Raw genomic sequence first — 16,618 nt, 5'->3', positions numbered from 1 at the left:
GAGCGATCTGCCATGCGAGATCGGATGATGCGAGCGGCTGGCGCAGTATTCTGCGCCACGGTTGCTTTCATGCCGGTCTCGGCTCTCGCCTTCGACGTGAACAAGGCGGGCAGCAATTTCGACTTCGTGTCGCTTGATGATGCGGAGCTTTCTGCACGCCACGTCAAGACTATCGACATGGGCAATGTCGAACTGACCTCGGGCCGTATCGTTGCCGCCGATCCGCTGGCACAGCCGGATCGGCCGGCACTGGCAAAGACGGTTCCTGTCGGTGAATATCCGGTACGGCTCTATGAGGCTTTCGGTCGGGTTGCGGCGGCAAGCATGCGCTTTGCCGAGGGTAAGCCCGATCACTGGGAGCTTGCGACCATTCCGGGCCAGGATGTCGCTACGCTGAAGGATGACGAGATCTTCGGTTATCCCGTCGATGCCGGTCTCGGCAGCTACATGGATGCCGACACGCTTGATCTAATCGGGGAACGCGAGCAGCAGGTGCAGGCTGCAAAGCCGGATTCCGACGTGAACTATTATGACGTGGTCGCCTCCGAACTCGATGCCAACAAGGGGGTCTATGACCTGCACCGGCCAATCGCCGGCAAGAAGGGCAATGTCGCGATGTTCTGGAGCGGCTGGGGCGATGGCTTCTATCCGGTGTTCTGGGGACTGGACAAGGACGGGCGTCCGCTGGTGCTGCTGACGGATTTCCAGGTCACCGAGAATGCCGACGGGCGCAGAGAGCCGAACCACAAATGAACGGGCAGGGCACATGCTGACCAAGCAGAAAAGTGTAGTCGCGATGGTGATCGCCGCGCTTTCCTACGCGCCGGTTTCGGCCATTGCCGCCGAGTGCAAGCAGGGCAAGGCGATCTACGCCGATCGCGATGGTGCCTACGAACTGCGCTTTTCGCCGATTACGTCTGAAGCCGTGTCGTCAAGCCATCAGTTCAGGCTCAGCGCGTTCAAGACCTCAGTCGTCATGGATGGCTATGTCATGTCCTCGGACGATCCGGAGCGCACCATGGGCATGGTCCTGTTCAACTGCCCGGATGGCGACGTCACAGGTGCCGATCTCGATGCCTGCACGGTCTGGCAGGGCTTCGTCTATCGCGCAAGTGCCGATGGCGGGCTCGATAACCTGCAGTCCGGGGACAGCCCGGCGGCTGAAAAGATCGTCTTTCCCGGCCTCGGCCCAGCGATCCGCCAGTCTTCCGCCTGGGGTGTCGGCAAGGCGACCGTCGCTCCCTGGGACGTCCTCGACTTCAAGGGATGCGCACAATGACCGACAGTCCCGTTCTTCTCGTTACCGGTGGCAGCCGTGGCATAGGTGCTGCGGCCTGCCTGGCTGCCGCGCGTCACGGTTGGCGCGTTGCGGTGAACTATGCCTCGAATGAAGAGGCGGCAAATGCCGTCGTCTCCGAGATCAAGAAGGCTGGCGGTGATGCGATCGCAATCAAGGGCGATGTCGGCAATGCCGCCGATATCGTCTCGATGTTCGAGGCGGTCGACAGGCATTTCGGGCGACTGGATGGACTGGTGAACAACGCCGGTATTGTCGATTACATCGCGCGTGTCGATGAAATGTCGGCCGAGCGTCTCGAACGCATGATGCGGATCAATGTAACGGGTTCGATTCTTTGCGCCGGCGAGGCAGTGCGGCGCATGTCCACCCGGCATGGCGGACAGGGTGGCGCGATCGTCAATATCTCCTCCATGGCGGCGGTGATTGGCGGGCCGGCACAATATGTCGACTATGCCGCATCGAAGGCAGCCATCGATACCCTCACGATCGGACTTTCGAAGGAGGTCGCGGCCGAGGGTATCAGGGTGAATGCGATCCGGCCTGGCATCATCGAAACGGATATTCATGCCTCCGGCGGGCAGCCGGACAGGCCGAAAGAAATGGCTTCATCGATCCCGATGAAGCGAACCGGACAGGCGGAAGAGGTGGCCGATGCGATCGTCTATCTGCTTTCGCCTTCGGCATCTTACATAACAGGCGCGATCCTCAATGTGAGCGGCGGGCGCTAGTCAATAACGTAAAGGGAAAAAGCAATGTCCTATGATGTGATTGTTATCGGAACCGGCCCTGGCGGCTATGTCGCGGCAATCAAGGCTGCGCAGCTCGGCCTCAAGGTCGCCGTCGTCGAGAAGCGCGCCACTTACGGCGGCACCTGCCTGAATGTCGGCTGCATTCCCTCCAAGGCGCTGCTGCATGCTTCTGAGATGTTCCATGCAACGCATCATATGGAAGAGCTCGGCATCGAGGTTGCTGCTCCGAAGCTCAATCTCGACAAGATGCTGGCGCACAAGGATGCGACGGTAAAGTCGAACGTCGACGGCGTTGCCTTCCTCTTCAAGAAGAACAAGATCGATGCCTTCCACGGCACCGGCAAGATCGTCTCCGCCGGCAAGGTCTCGGTCACCGCCGAAGACGGCACGGTTCAGGAAATCGAAGGCAAGAACATCGTCATTGCCACGGGTTCCGACGTCGCCGGCATTCCGGGCGTGAAGGTCGATATCGATGAGAAGATCATCGTATCCTCGACCGGCGCCATTGCGCTGGAAAAGGTGCCGGAAACCATGATCGTCGTCGGTGGCGGTGTGATCGGCCTCGAGCTCGGCTCGGTCTGGTCGCGCCTCGGCGCCAAGGTCACCGTTATCGAATTTCTCGACAAGATCCTCGGCGCCATGGATGCTGATGTCTCCAAGCAATTCCAGCGCATGCTCGGCAAGCAGGGCATCGACATCAAGCTGAGCTCCAAGGTGACCGGCGTCGAAAAGGGCGACAAGGGCGCCAAGGTGACGTTCGAGCCGGTCGCCGGCGGCGCTGCGCAGACGCTTGAAGCCGATGTCGTCCTGATCTCCACGGGCCGCATTCCCTACACGGCGGGCCTTGGTCTCGAAGAAGCGGGCGTCAAGCTCGACAATCGCGGTCGCGTTGAAATCGACAGCCACTTCAAGACCAGTGTCGAGGGTATCTATGCGATCGGCGACGTGGTGACAGGCCCGATGCTGGCGCACAAGGCCGAAGACGAGGGCGTCGCGCTCGCCGAAATCCTCGCGGGCCAGCACGGCCATGTGAACTATGACGTCATTCCGAGCGTCGTCTACACGCAGCCGGAGGTCGCCTCCGTCGGCAAGACCGAGGAAGAGCTGAAGGCCGCCGGTGTCGCTTACAAGGTGGGCAAGTTCCCGTTCACGGCAAACGGCCGCGCCCGCGCGATGCTGGCGACCGAAGGTTTCGTGAAGATCCTGTCCGACAAGGAAACCGACCGGGTGCTCGGCGGCCATATCGTCGGCTTCGGCGCCGGCGAGATGATCCACGAGATTGCCGTGCTGATGGAATTCGGTGGTTCGGCAGAAGACCTCGGCCGTACCTGCCATGCGCATCCGACCATGTCGGAAGCCGTGAAGGAGGCAGCGCTCGCCGCCTTCTTCAAGCCGATCCATATGTAAGATTAAATATCAGCAATCATTCATAATGCCGCTTGCCTTCGGGCCGGCGGCGTTTTTATTTGGTGGGCAAGTTTCGCTAACCATTTGACGAAAGCCAAGAAAATGAATGATCGCGTCGTTTCCGGCTACAGCCTCTCCCAGCGTTTCCTTCACTGGGCGTCCGTGCTCCTGGTCCTCTTCAACCTTCTTCTGCCTGATGGCATGAATGCCTGGTATCGGCTTGTCCGCCATGGCGGCACGCCATCGCCGGAACAGATCGCTTCGGCCAATATCCACGCCTATGTCGGTATCGCAATTCTGCTTATGACGATCCTGAGGCTCGGACTGCGCTTCGTGCAGGGCGTACCGCCTGAAGCCGCAGACGAACCTGCGATCTTTCGGCTCGCGGCACGGCTGGCGCACGCGAGCCTCTATCTGCTGCTGCTTGCCCTGCCGGCTTCAGGCATTGCGGTCTATTATTTGGGTGTGGAAGCATTGGGCGCGCTGCATGCCGACGTGCTGAAGCTCATCCTCTGGATCGTCATTGTCGCGCATGTCTTTGGTGCGCTGGTCCACCAGTTCTATTGGAAGACAGATGTATTGCGGCGCATGACCCTGGGCTGAGAAGGACGACGGTCAGTTGACCGCCGTGACCGTGAAGCCCTGCTGACGCAGCAGTTCGATGACACCATCCTTGCCGGGGAGGTGCAGGGCACCGACGGCCATGAAGACGTTGCCATTGGCGAGGATGGGGGCGGCGCGTTCGGCCATCACCTTGTTGCGGTCGAGGATGATGCGCTGTTCGAAGGCGGCGTAATCGCTGTCCTCTTCGCTGCCTTCCGGCGATACGGTCTTTAGCATCGGCATGGTCATGCCGATATCGCCGGAGAGATAGATGTCGGTCATGGTTTCGACAACGTCGTTCATCTTGGCTCCGAGTTCCAAGGTTTCGATGAGCGACTTCAGATGAAATTCGATCGGCAGCTCGGCCATGGCTTGCAGCTGTTCGGCGAGAGTTTCCAGCCCCTTGACCTGCTTGCCTTCAGCGGCCGCGATCTTCTGGTCGAGGAACTGCACTCCCTTGGCCTTGCGGGCGATCTCGCAGGCGGGAAGTGCAACGGCGCTCGCGATCATCCAAGGGCGCATGCGCGAAACGGCCGAGAGCGGGATGCCGCGCTGCTTCAGCCCGGCTTCGAGGCGGGTATAGTCCTCAGGTGAAAGAAGCTTTTCGATGGTCGTGCCGTCCGTGAACATCATCAGGTCCGGTCTCATCAGAAGTGACGCAGTGGCCTTCTTCTCATCGAGGATTTCGTCGGACTCGATGACGATCGTATCGGCGCCGTCATGGGCTTCCTGCGCGCGGGGCGGCAGGTTCAAAACGCGCGGATCGGTGACGTGCATGGTGCCGAGCAGCCAGGACGTCTTGAGGCCTGGTTTTTCGATCTTCCAGAAAACGCCTTTGCCGTTCGGTGTGGCATCTGCCTCTTTCACCGCTTCGGCATACCGGCCCGGTTCGTTCTGCTGCAGCTCCGTGAGCAGGTTCTTTCCGGTGCAGTTGTCCTCGGCGGCATCGGCCGGCGTGACGGAAAAGACGACAGCGAGCAATGCGGCGGCAAGCAGCATGTGAAAGGCGGCGATCAGCCAGAGCAGGATATTGCCCGGCTGAGCGATATGGAAAATGCGGTGGCCGATGGAGATCGTCATGATGGTAATCCGGTCACATGTGCTTCAAGCCTCATGCTCTACGCCGGGCTTGCGCATATTCCTTTAAGAGACAGCGTTAACGAAGGCTTACGCGCGCGGATGCGCCCTATCATACACCTCCAGAAGCCTTGATGCATCGACGCCGGTATAGACCTGCGTGGTGGAAAGGCTGGCATGGCCGAGCAACTCCTGAATGGTGCGCAGATCGCCACCGCCGGCCAGCAGATGCGTGGCGAAGGAGTGGCGCAGCGCATGCGGGGTTGCCGTTTCCGGCAGGCCGAAGGCACTGCGCAATTTCTGCATGGCGCGCTGGATGATGGCAGGCTGCAGCTTACCGCTGCGGGCGCCGCGAAAGAGCGGCTCGCCTTCGGCAAGATGAAAGGGGCAGAGCGCTCGGTATTTCTCGACGGCTTCGGAAACGATGGGCAACAACGGCACGAGGCGCGTCTTGTTGCCTTTACCGGTGATGCGCAGCGTGGTGGTGCCGGTCCTGATATCGGCGGGCGTCAGGTCGAGCGCTTCGGAAATGCGCAGGCCGCAACCATAAAGCAGGGTCATGACGGCGGCATCGCGCGCGGCAATCCATGGCTCGTCATGGAGCTGGGCTTCGTTGCTGACAACGGTGATGGCCTGCCTGTCCGACAGAGGCTTCGGAAGAGATTTCGGTTGCTTCGGGGATCGCACGGCGCCGGCGCCTGCCGCATTCACGAGGCCCTTCTTTTCAAGGTGACGCAGAAAGGAGCGAATGCCGGCGAGATTGCGGGCAACCGAGCGGGCGCCGGAGCCCTCCTTGCGGCGGGCCGCCAGAAAGGCGCGGAAGTCTGCCGGGCGCAGCGTTTCGACATCGCGCAGCGTCGTCGGGCCACCGAGATGACCGGTCATGAAGGTCAGGAACTGACGCGTGTCGCGCTCATAGGCATCGAGCGTGTGTTCGGAAAGGCGGCGCTCCCGGGCGAGGTTTTCGAGCCAGGCGCTGCGTTCCGTCATCAGGTGCGGATCGGCGATGATCAGGAGTTCATTCACGGTTTTGGCTCTTGAATTTGCTTTCGGTGACGCCAATTCTGAAACAGTGGCGTTATGGAATTGCTAATGCTTGCCAAGCCCTTGTCATGTATCGATCATAATTCATTGAGATAGCTTATAGCTTCCGTAAAACAGGAATTTTCATGGCACGGCGCGATTCCATGACGGCCTTTGGACAGCTCGCGGAAGCGATTGCCCTGGTTTCACACGGAAAGCCCGGCCATATCGTCGATACGCTGATTGCCGAGCGCGGACAGAAGATCGTCCGCCATCCTCTGTGGCCGCTCATGCGGCCGTTTCTCTATACGCTGCTGCGCTACAACAAGGCGATCGAATTCGCCAATGACGTTGCCAACATGCCGGGCTTCCAGTCGTTCGAATATATGAGCAACCTGCTGAAGCTCGATATCAACGTCACCAATGCCGAGCGCATTCCAGCATCCGGCGGCTTCATTCTCGTCAGCAATCATCCGACCGGCATTGCCGATGGCGTGGCGGTGTTCGATCTCCTGAAGACGCGCCGGCCGGACATGATGTTCTTCGCCAACCGGGATGCGGTGCGCGTCAATCCGCGCTTTGCAGAAATGATCATCCCGGTCGAATGGCGCGAGGAATTCAAGAGCAAGCTCAAGGCGCGCGAGACACTGCAGCTCACCAACCATGCGGTGAAGGAGGGCAAGGCGACCGTGCTCTTCCCCTCGGGCCGTATCGCCTATTGGGCAAATGGGCGATTGAACGAGCGGCCGTGGAAGACATCGGCGGTCGGTCTTGCCCGTAAATACGGTCTGCCGATCCTCCCTGTTCACATGACAGCGCGCAATTCCGGGCTTTTCTACTGGTTTGCCAAATGGTCGACCGAACTGCGTGACATGACGGTCTTCTATGAACTTCTGAACAAGAAGGGTGACCGCTTCGATTTCGTCATCGGCAATCTCATTCCCGCAGAAGAGCTTGACGGCGATCTGAACGAGGTGACGAAGGCGCTGGAAAGGCACACGGTCTATGACATGGCTGTTGATGGCGACTCACGCTTCGTGCCTGTGTCCCGGCAACTATTGCCGGAGCCCGTTGCGGCCCATTCTTTTTAGCGTTGCTTTGCGCTAAAGCGGAGACATGCGTCTTCGCTCGATGTTTGCCAAGAATTACCGGTCACTGCGCTCGATCCGCATGGATCTGGCGGATACGACGCTGTTTCTCGGCGAGAATGGCGCCGGCAAGTCCAATCTCTATCGAGCCTTGCAGCTTGTGCAGGCGGCGGTCCGCGGGCGGCTGGCCTATGAATTAGCCGCGGAGGGCGGCATGTTGTCGGCGCTCTGGTCCGGTCCACGCCGCACATCCGATGGGCCTGCTCGAATCCGTCTGGAAGTAGAGATCATTGACGAGGAGCGTGCCGTCACGTTCCGATATCATGTCGAGGCGGGGTTGCGCCCGCCGAAGGCTGCTGCGGGCTTTGCGCTCGAACCGCAGATCAAAGCTGAAGAGCTTTCCGTCGAAACCGACCGCCGCGCGGTGACGATGATGAAGCGGGCAGGTCCGGGCATTTCCGTTCGCGATGGTGCTGGGCGTATGCAGGACTATCCAGATGAGGCGCTGACATCGGAAACGGCGATTGCTTTGCTCGGGGATGCCGGCCATTTCCCCGAGGTTGCCACCTTCCGTCGCATCGTCAACAATTGGCGCTTCTTCCACGGTTTTCGCACTGACAGGGCTTCTCCGCTTCGCCATCCTTGTCTTGCCGTGACCAGTCCCATTCTGGATGAGGATGGTGCCAATCTCGCCGCCGTCTTTGCGACGCTCGCCCATACGCGGCAGGATACGGTCGAGCTTGATCGCATCCTGGCGTCGGCGCTCGGTGGCGCGAGACTTGTCGTGCCTGAGCCGGGCGAGACGGCAGAGTTCGGCCTGATGCTGCCGGATTTCCCGCACCGCGTCTTTCATCCGCGTGAACTGTCTGACGGGCAGATCCGCTTTCTCGGCCTTGCGGCTGCACTGCTTTCCTACAGGCTGCCGGCGCTCATCGCCCTGAACGAGCCGGAGGCGAGCCTGCATCCCGATATGCTGGTGCCGCTTGCCGATATGATCGCCGAAGCGTCAAAGAGCAGCCAGGTCTGGATCGTCACCCATTCGGTGCAACTGGCTGAGGCGGTGCGCGAACGCTGCGGCGTTCGTCCGCGAAAGGTTATCCGTGAGAATGGCGCCACGTGGATCGAAGGCATGCGGTTGACGGGAACGATCGCTGGTGAAGACGATGATGATTAACCCTCATTGTCGGCGGGTTCCAATTTACGGCCGTTGCGGGCATGGTCTGCCGCGATGAGTACAGATTCGTCCGATCTTTTTGGCGCGCTTTTCGAGGCCCCGCCCGTGGCCCGCACGGTTCCTGTGCTGGTGCCGATGCCGGCGCCAAGGCCCTATTCCTACTCGGTGCCTGAGGGCATGGCGGTCGAGCCCGGCTCGGTCGTGCAGGTGCCGCTTGGGCCGCGCCAGGTGATCGGTGTCGTCTGGGACGGTGGCGAGGATGGTGTCGATCCGAAGAAGCTCCGGCCGATCACCCATGTCTTCGATTGCCCGCCACTGACCAAGGAGATGCGGGATTTCATCGACTGGGTCGCCGCCTACACGCTTTCCCCACCCGGACTGGTGGCGCGCATGGCGCTGAGGGCGCCGAATGCCTTCGAGCCGGAGCCGATGGTGGAAGGATTGCGCTTCGTCGGCGGCGCGCCGGAGCGGATGACTCCGGCGCGCGCCCGCGTGCTCGACACCGCCGCGGACGGGCTGTCCTGGACACGGACCGGCCTTGCGCATGCTGCCGGTGTTTCCACCAGCGTCGTCGATGGGCTGATCGCGCAAGGCATTTTCGAGACGATCTTCCTGCCGCCGCCACCTGTCGTCGCCGAGCCTGATCCGGACTTTACCGGTGCCCGCCTCGAAGGTCCGCAGAAGGAGGCGGCCGAAGAAATTCTGGACGAAGTGCGCAAGGGCGAATTCGCGGTTTCGCTGATTGACGGTGTGACAGGTTCCGGCAAGACGGAAGTCTATTTCGAGGCGATCGCCGAGACGCTGAGGCGCGGCAAACAGGTGCTGATCCTGCTGCCCGAGATCGCGCTCACTGCAAGTTTCCTCGAACGCTTCCAGGACCGGTTCGGCGCGAAACCTGCCGAATGGCATTCCGACCTTGCCCCGCGTATGCGCGAAAAGGTCTGGCGGCAGGCGGTAACCGGTGAGGTGCGGGTCGTCGCCGGCGCGCGTTCGGCGCTGTTCCTGCCTTTCGAGGATCTCGGCCTCATCATTGTCGATGAAGAGCATGATCCTGCCTATAAGCAGGAAGACCGTGTCTACTACAACGCGCGTGACATGGCGGTCGTGCGGGCGCGGATCGGCGATTTTCCCGTGGTACTCGTTTCGGCGACGCCTTCGGTCGAAAGCCAGGTCAACGGCCAGAGCGGTCGCTACAGCACGATCCATCTGCCGACGCGTTTCGGCGACGCCGCGCTGCCGGACCTGCATCTGGTCGACATGCGGCGCCACGCGCCGGAACGCGGCGGTTTTCTGTCGCCGGTCCTGATCCGGGCGATCGGCAAGACGGTGGAAAAGGGCGAGCAGGCCCTGCTCTTCCTCAATCGTCGCGGCTACGCGCCGCTGACGCTCTGCCGTGTATGCGGCCATCGCTTCCAGTGCCCGCAATGTTCGAGCTGGCTGGTGGAGCATCGCTTTCGCCGGCAGCTGCAATGCCATCAGTGTGGTCATTCCGAGCCGACGCCGGAGGCTTGCCCGGAATGCGGAACGCTCGACCACCTCGTCGCCTGCGGGCCGGGTGTGGAGCGCATCGCCGAAGAGGTGGAGCGGCATTTTCCTGATGCGCGCACCATCGTGCTCTCCTCCGACATCATGGGCGGGGTGAAGCGGCTACGGCTGGAACTCGATGCCATCGCCAAGGGCGAGGCGGATATCGTCATCGGCACGCAACTTGTCGCCAAGGGGCACAACTTTCCGCTGATGACGCTGGTCGGCATCGTCGATTCCGATTTGGGGCTGGCAAATGGCGACCCTCGCGCGGCGGAGCGGACCTTTCAGCTTCTGTCCCAGGTTACGGGCCGCGCCGGTCGAACGGGCCTGAAGAGCCATGGCCTGCTGCAGACCTACCAGCCGCAGCATCCTGTCATGCAGGCAATCGTCTCCGGCGATGCGCGGGCTTTCTACGATCGTGAAATCGGCGAGCGGGAACGTGCTGCCCTGCCGCCCTTCGGCAGGCTCGCCTCGATCATCGTATCGGCAGACACGCGGCAGGATGCGGAAAACCATGCGCGCGGCATGCGCAACGCGGCACCCCAGGTTTCGGGCATTTCCGTTCTGGGGCCGGCGGAGGCGCCGTTGGCGCTGGTGCGTGGACGCCATCGTTTCCGCCTCCTCGTGCATGGTCGCCGGAATTCCGACATGCAGGCCTATCTCAGGGCATTGCTCGCACAATCGCCGAAGGAGCGCGGCTCGGTTCAGGTGCAGCTCGATATCGACCCGCAGAGCTTCCTGTAGATCATCTCCGCCCTGGCTTTTCCGGATGCGGCCGATCATGGCATAAACACAGAATCAGCTGATGATTTGGGGTTGAGGCATGGAATTGTATTTTCCGACGGAATTTGGCGAGCAGCTTGCCTTTGGTGCTGCGGCCTTCACCGCCCTTGCCGGCTTCGTCATCATGTTTGCGCCCGGTCTTGCCATGCGGGCCTTCGGTCTGGCGCCACGGGGCGAGCGGCGCGAGGGTTATAGCGAAGTTCGATCGATGGGCGGCCTCTATCTCGGTCTCGGTGTTGCCGCGATCATGCTGGCGCAGGACTGGACCTATCTGGCGCTCGGAGCCTCCTTCGCGATGGCAGCTTTCGCGCGCATCATCTCCATCCTGTCCGATAAGGGGAGCACGCTCCTCAATTATTTACTTCTGGTTGTGCAGGCGGCCGTAGCCGCATTGCCCCTGCTTCACGTATTCGGCTTCCTTCAAGGCTGATCCAAGCCGAAAATAATGCGATTTGCAGGCTGCTTTCGGGCGTTTCCGTAATTTTGCTGACAGAAAATCATGCGAAACACGTATTCGGACGTTACGCGTGTTGCGAGTCCGAACATCCTATGTTAGACGGACCCCGAATTTCGGAAGAAGCAAGAGGCTTCTCTTGCGATTTCTGGGGGAAATCAAAACGAATTCAAAGTCATAGGTTCGGCGCTCGCCGGAAGTCCGATTTTGAATTGAAATCAGGGAAATTTGTGCCCGTGGCAGACACGTCCCAGCTTACTTCTGGTGTTGCAGAGCGCTATGCCTCGTCGCTTTTCGAGCTGGCGCTCGAAGAAGGCGCAGTCGACAGCGTTACCGCCGATCTCGACCGTTTCCAGGCCATGCTGGATGAAAGCGAAGACCTGAAGCGCTTTGTCCTGAGCCCGGTCTTCTCCGCAGATGATCAGCTCAAGGCCATCGTCGCTCTCAGCGAAAAAGCTGGCATCTCGGGTTTCTTTGCTAATTTCCTGAAGGTCGTGGCGCGTAACCGCCGCCTGTTTGCTCTGCCTGGCATGATCAAGGCCTTCCGCATCATTGCTGCCAACCATCGTGGCGAAATTTCTGCCGAAGTCACTTCGGCCCATGCTCTGACCGCAGAGCAGGAAAATGAATTGAAGGCGGCGCTGAAGGGCGTCACCGGCAAAGACGTGGCAATTGCTGTCACGGTTGATCCGTCAATTCTTGGTGGTCTGATCGTCAAGGTCGGGTCCCGTCAGATTGACACGTCTCTTCGTACCAAACTCTCTACCCTTAAGCTTGCATTGAAAGAGGTCGGCTGATGGATATCCGCGCTGCGGAAATTTCCGCAATTCTTAAAGACCAGATCAAGAACTTCGGCAAAGAGGCAGAAGTCTCGGAAGTCGGTCAGGTTCTCTCCGTTGGTGACGGTATCGCTCGCGTTTACGGCCTGGACAACGTTCAGGCTGGTGAAATGGTCGAGTTCCCCGGCGGCATCCGCGGCATGGCGCTGAACCTTGAATCCGACAATGTCGGTGTCGTTATTTTCGGCTCCGACCGCGACATCAAGGAAGGCGACACTGTCAAGCGTACCGGCGCGATCGTCGACGTTCCGGTTGGTCCGGAACTGCTCGGCCGCGTTGTCGATGCTCTCGGCAACCCGATCGATGGCAAGGGCCCGATCAACGCGACCCGCCGTTCGCGCGTCGACGTCAAGGCTCCCGGCATCATTCCGCGCAAGTCGGTTCATGAGCCGATGTCGACCGGCCTCAAGGCTATCGATGCGCTGATCCCGGTTGGCCGTGGCCAGCGCGAGCTCGTCATCGGCGACCGCCAGACCGGCAAGACCGCGATCATTCTCGATACGTTCCTGAACCAGAAGCCGATCCATGATAACGGTCCGGATCAGGACAAGCTTTTCTGCGTCTACGTTGCCATCGGCCAGAAGCGTTCCACCGTTGCCCAGTTCGTCAAGGTTCTGGAAGAGCGCGGCGCGCTGAAGTACTCGATTGTTGTTGCCGCTACGGCTTCCGATCCGGCTCCGATGCAGTATCTTGCTCCGTTCGCAGGTTGCGCAATGGGCGAATACTTCCGTGACAACGCCCAGCACGCGCTGATTGGCTATGATGACCTGTCCAAGCAGGCTGTCGCTTACCGTCAGATGTCGCTGCTGCTGCGCCGCCCGCCGGGCCGCGAAGCTTATCCGGGCGACGTTTTCTACCTGCACTCGCGTCTCCTCGAGCGCGCTGCAAAGATGAACGACGACAAGGGTGCCGGCTCGCTCACCGCTCTTCCGGTCATCGAAACGCAGGGTAACGACGTTTCGGCCTTCATTCCGACCAACGTGATCTCGATCACCGACGGCCAGATCTTCCTCGAAACCGACCTGTTCTATCAGGGTATCCGTCCGGCCGTTAACGTCGGTCTGTCGGTCTCGCGCGTCGGTTCTTCGGCGCAGATCAAGGCGATGAAGCAGGTTGCCGGCTCGATCAAGGGCGAACTCGCCCAGTATCGCGAAATGGCCGCCTTCGCCCAGTTCGGTTCGGACCTCGATGCTGCGACGCAGCGCCTGCTGAACCGTGGTGCGCGCCTGACCGAACTCCTGAAGCAGCCGCAGTTCTCGCCGCTGAAGACGGAAGAACAGGTCGCCGTGATCTTCGCAGGCGTCAATGGCTACCTCGACAAGCTGCCGGTCACTCAGGTCGGCAAGTTCGAACAGGGCCTGTTGTCCTATCTGCGTTCGGAAGGCTCTGCCATCCTCGATGCGATCCGCACGGAAAAGGCTATCAGCGACGCGACGAAGGGCAAGCTTACAGCTGCTCTCGACAGCTTCGCCAAGTCTTTCCAGTAATCGGGCCCTAGGTTAGGACGGATAACGGATGCCTTCACTTAAGGATCTGAAAAACCGGATCGCCTCCGTCAAGGCGACGCAGAAGATCACCAAGGCGATGAAGATGGTCGCCGCGGCGAAGCTTCGGCGTGCGCAGGAGGCGGCCGAGGCCGCCCGGCCTTATTCGCAGCGTATGGGTGCGGTCCTGGCGAATATCGCCAAGGCCCTTACCGATACGGACGGCGCGCCGGTCCTGATGACCGGTACGGGCAAGGATCAGGTACACCTGCTCGTCGTCTGCACGGCCGAACGCGGGCTGTGTGGCGGCTTCAATTCGCAGATTGCGCGCTTTGCGCGTGACCACGTCCGCAAGCTGGTCACCGAAGGCAAGACGGTCAAGATCATGACCGTCGGCAAGAAGGGCTATGACATCCTCCGTCGCGAATTCGCGTCGATGATCGTCGAGCGCAAGGAGCTGCGCGAAGTCAAGAAGATCGGTTTCGAGAATGCCGACCAGATCGGCAAGCGCATCATCGAGATGTTCGAAGCCGGTGAGTTCGATGTCTGCACGCTGTTCTACTCGGAATTCAAGTCGGTGATCAGTCAGGTCCCGACCGCCCAGCAGCTCATCCCGGCCAAGGCTCCTGAAGCCGTCACCGAAGATGCAGCCCATGCCGGCGCTGTCTATGAATACGAGCCGGATCCGGCGTCGATCCTCGACGAACTGATCCCGCGCAATATCTCTGTCCAGATCTTCCGCGCTCTCCTTGAGAACGTCGCGGGCGAAATGGGCGCCAAGATGAGCGCGATGGACAATGCGACGCGCAATGCTGGTGAGATGATCAACAAGCTGACGCTGAGCTACAACCGTCAGCGTCAGGCGCAGATCACCAAGGAACTGATTGAAATCATTTCGGGCGCGGAAGCGCTCTGAGTTAGGAAAAGAGGGTAAGAAAATGGCTGAGGCAGCTACCCGCTCTGTCGGCAAAGTCACCCAGGTTATCGGCGCCGTCGTCGACGTTGCTTTCGAAGGCGAACTGCCGGCGATTTTGAACGCGCTCGAAACCGACAACAACGGCAATCGCCTGGTTCTCGAAGTCGCTCAGCATCTGGGCGAAAACGAAGTCCGCACGATCGCCATGGACTCGACCGAAGGTCTCGTTCGCGGCCAGCAGGTTAGCGATACGGGCGCTCCGATCTCGGTTCCGGTTGGCGACGAAACGCTCGGCCGTATCATGAACGTCATCGGCGAGCCGGTCGACGAAGCTGGTCCGCTGAACACCGCTCACAAGCGCGCCATTCACCAGGATGCTCCGGCTTACGTCGAGCAGTCCACGGAAGCGCAGATCCTCGTCACCGGCATCAAGGTCGTCGACCTTCTCGCTCCCTACGCAAAGGGCGGCAAGATCGGCCTGTTCGGCGGCGCAGGCGTCGGCAAGACCGTTCTCATCATGGAACTGATCAACAACGTCGCCAAGGCGCACGGTGGTTATTCGGTTTTTGCAGGCGTCGGTGAACGCACCCGCGAAGGCAACGACCTTTACCACGAAATGATCGAATCGGGCGTCAACAAGCATGGCGGCGGCGAGGGTTCCAAGGCTGCGCTGGTTTACGGCCAGATGAACGAACCGCCGGGCGCACGTGCTCGTGTCGCTCTGACGGGTCTGACGGTTGCTGAACACTTCCGCGACCAGGGCCAGGACGTTCTGTTCTTCGTCGACAACATCTTCCGCTTCACGCAGGCTGGCTCGGAAGTGTCGGCTCTGCTCGGCCGTATTCCTTCGGCTGTGGGTTATCAGCCGACGCTCGCAACCGACATGGGTCAGATGCAGGAACGCATCACCACGACGACGACGGGCTCGATCACTTCGGTTCAGGCCATTTACGTTCCGGCCGACGACTTGACCGACCCGGCACCGGCAACCTCGTTCGCCCACCTGGATGCAACGACGGTTCTGTCGCGCTCGATCGCTGAAAAGGGTATCTACCCGGCGGTTGACCCGCTCGACTCTACGTCGCGCATGCTTGATCCGCTGGTCGTCGGCGAAGAGCACTATGAAATCGCTCGTAAGGTTCAGTCGACCCTGCAGCGCTACAAGTCTCTGCAGGACATCATCGCCATCCTGGGCATGGACGAACTGTCTGAAGAAGACAAGCTGTCGGTTGCCCGCGCCCGCAAGATCGAGCGCTTCCTGTCTCAGCCATTCTTCGTTGCTGAAGTCTTCACCGGTTCGCCGGGCAAGCTGGTTGCTCTCGAAGACACGATCAAGGGCTTCAAGGGCCTCGTCAACGGCGAGTACGACCACCTGCCGGAAGCTGCTTTCTACATGGTTGGTTCGATCGACGAAGCCGTTGAGAAGGCCAAGAAGCTCGCTGCTGCTTGATGAGCGACGCTCAGGACGAGATATTCTGCTGCGACACCCTCAAAAGTGTCGTGGCGGAGCTTCCTGAACCGGCAGCGCCGACCATCTACCGTGCCGATAGTGGCGTGATGATGATGGTTGTCGGGCTGGCTCAGACCGAGGAAGGCCTCGGATATCTCGATCATGCGATAATGCACTGCCCGTTCTGCGGGACCAAACTGCAAGATGCAGAAGCCATAGCCGAGAAGGTAAGTCACTGATGGCTGACAATTTCAACTTTGAGCTCGTTTCGCCGGAGCGTCTGCTGCTGTCGGAAATGGTGACCGAGGTCGTCATTCCCGCCACCGAAGGCGAAATGACGGTCATGGCCAATCATGCGCCGACGATGACGACCATCAAGCCGGGCATTGTGAGCGTTCGTTCCTCTGCCGGCTCAAAGCAGGACTACGTCGTGTTCGGCGGTTTCGCCGACATCCTGCCGACGGGCTGCACGCTGCTTGCTGAATCCGCTGTTCCTGTCCAAGAGCTCAACAAGGATGAACTCACTCGCCGCATCGAAGCTGCGAAGATGGAACTTGAGGATGTCGTGCATCACGAACACAAGTCCAAGCTTGAGCACTTCATCATGGAAATGACCCGTCTGCAGGGCATGGTCGGTCAGGACTAATCGGTTCAGGCAGACATTATAGATTGAACAGAAAAGCGGCCTTCAAGGCCGTTTTTTTATGCGGACAAGTTGCGCTTATCCTGGCGAATACTGCAAAA

General features: G+C 60.3%; 17 protein-coding genes. 15 read left to right on the top strand and 2 right to left on the bottom strand.

Annotated elements, in window-relative coordinates:
* The first annotated feature begins 12 nt into the window (after positions 1-12).
* The 5 genes from PMI11_RS24040 to PMI11_RS24020 all read left to right on the top strand — a co-directional run bounded on the left by PMI11_RS24040 (position 13) and on the right by PMI11_RS24020 (position 4,059).
* Complete coding sequence (locus PMI11_RS24040; protein ID WP_007822353.1) at positions 13-753, top strand: DUF4241 domain-containing protein; 741 nt, start codon at positions 13-15, stop codon at positions 751-753.
* A 43-nt stretch (positions 754-796) separates the two neighbouring features.
* Positions 797-1,279: a hypothetical protein gene (locus PMI11_RS24035; protein WP_157179685.1), complete on the top strand. Its 483-nt coding sequence runs from the start codon at positions 797-799 to the stop codon at positions 1,277-1,279.
* Positions 1,276-2,028 (top strand): SDR family oxidoreductase, encoded by a 753-nt coding sequence (locus tag PMI11_RS24030; RefSeq protein WP_007822351.1) that lies wholly within the window; start codon positions 1,276-1,278, stop codon positions 2,026-2,028. Before PMI11_RS24035 ends, PMI11_RS24030 begins: the two co-directional genes overlap by 4 nt.
* A 24-nt stretch (positions 2,029-2,052) precedes the next feature.
* Entirely contained in the window at positions 2,053-3,456 is a 1,404-nt protein-coding gene (gene lpdA / locus PMI11_RS24025) for a dihydrolipoyl dehydrogenase (RefSeq protein ID WP_007822350.1), read from the top strand.
* Positions 3,457-3,558: 102 nt separating this feature from the next.
* On the top strand, positions 3,559-4,059 hold the full coding sequence (locus PMI11_RS24020) for a cytochrome b (protein WP_007822349.1): 501 nt from the start codon (positions 3,559-3,561) through the stop codon (positions 4,057-4,059).
* A gap of 12 nt (positions 4,060-4,071) precedes the next feature.
* Here PMI11_RS24020 and PMI11_RS24015 read toward each other — a convergent pair whose 3' ends face one another.
* Together PMI11_RS24015 and PMI11_RS24010 are read right to left on the bottom strand one after the other, a co-directional pair.
* Complete coding sequence (locus PMI11_RS24015) at positions 4,072-5,139, bottom strand: TraB/GumN family protein (RefSeq protein WP_007822347.1); 1,068 nt, start codon at positions 5,137-5,139, stop codon at positions 4,072-4,074.
* Between the two features lie 87 nt (positions 5,140-5,226).
* Positions 5,227-6,162, bottom strand: coding sequence for a tyrosine recombinase XerC (locus tag PMI11_RS24010; protein ID WP_007822345.1), 936 nt, complete (start codon positions 6,160-6,162; stop codon positions 5,227-5,229).
* A gap of 143 nt (positions 6,163-6,305) precedes the next feature.
* On the opposite strand from PMI11_RS24010, the gene PMI11_RS24005 reads away from it, so the two are divergent.
* The 10 genes from PMI11_RS24005 to PMI11_RS23960 all read left to right on the top strand — a co-directional run bounded on the left by PMI11_RS24005 (position 6,306) and on the right by PMI11_RS23960 (position 16,520).
* Entirely contained in the window at positions 6,306-7,250 is a 945-nt protein-coding gene (locus tag PMI11_RS24005; protein ID WP_007822343.1) for a GNAT family N-acetyltransferase, read from the top strand.
* A gap of 25 nt (positions 7,251-7,275) precedes the next feature.
* On the top strand, positions 7,276-8,421 hold the full coding sequence (locus PMI11_RS24000) for an AAA family ATPase (RefSeq protein WP_037071998.1): 1,146 nt from the start codon (positions 7,276-7,278) through the stop codon (positions 8,419-8,421).
* A 54-nt stretch (positions 8,422-8,475) separates the two neighbouring features.
* On the top strand, positions 8,476-10,692 hold the full coding sequence (locus tag PMI11_RS23995; protein ID WP_037071997.1) for a primosomal protein N': 2,217 nt from the start codon (positions 8,476-8,478) through the stop codon (positions 10,690-10,692).
* 79 nt (positions 10,693-10,771) lie between these two features.
* Entirely contained in the window at positions 10,772-11,161 is a 390-nt protein-coding gene (locus PMI11_RS23990; RefSeq protein WP_037071996.1) for an AGROH133_08824 family phage infection protein, read from the top strand.
* Positions 11,162-11,415: 254 nt separating this feature from the next.
* Positions 11,416-11,982 (top strand): F0F1 ATP synthase subunit delta, encoded by a 567-nt coding sequence (locus PMI11_RS23985; protein WP_007822334.1) that lies wholly within the window; start codon positions 11,416-11,418, stop codon positions 11,980-11,982.
* Entirely contained in the window at positions 11,982-13,511 is a 1,530-nt protein-coding gene (gene atpA, locus PMI11_RS23980) for a F0F1 ATP synthase subunit alpha (RefSeq protein ID WP_007822333.1), read from the top strand. The genes PMI11_RS23985 and atpA overlap by 1 nt, the downstream gene beginning before the upstream one ends.
* Positions 13,512-13,539: 28 nt before the next feature.
* Positions 13,540-14,424, top strand: coding sequence for a F0F1 ATP synthase subunit gamma (locus PMI11_RS23975; protein ID WP_007822331.1), 885 nt, complete (start codon positions 13,540-13,542; stop codon positions 14,422-14,424).
* Between the two features lie 22 nt (positions 14,425-14,446).
* Positions 14,447-15,874, top strand: coding sequence for a F0F1 ATP synthase subunit beta (gene atpD / locus PMI11_RS23970; protein ID WP_007822330.1), 1,428 nt, complete (start codon positions 14,447-14,449; stop codon positions 15,872-15,874).
* A complete protein-coding gene (locus tag PMI11_RS23965) occupies positions 15,874-16,113 on the top strand; it encodes a hypothetical protein (protein ID WP_007822329.1) in 240 nt (79 codons plus the stop codon). Before atpD ends, PMI11_RS23965 begins: the two co-directional genes overlap by 1 nt.
* A complete protein-coding gene (locus PMI11_RS23960; RefSeq protein WP_007822328.1) occupies positions 16,113-16,520 on the top strand; it encodes a F0F1 ATP synthase subunit epsilon in 408 nt (135 codons plus the stop codon). The genes PMI11_RS23965 and PMI11_RS23960 overlap by 1 nt, the downstream gene beginning before the upstream one ends.
* The last annotated feature ends 98 nt before the right edge of the window (positions 16,521-16,618 follow it).

The sequence above is a fragment of the Rhizobium sp. CF142 genome (genome assembly GCF_000281145.1).
Lineage (GTDB): Bacteria > Pseudomonadota > Alphaproteobacteria > Rhizobiales > Rhizobiaceae > Rhizobium.
This window is presented reverse-complemented; position numbering and strand designations above follow the sequence as displayed.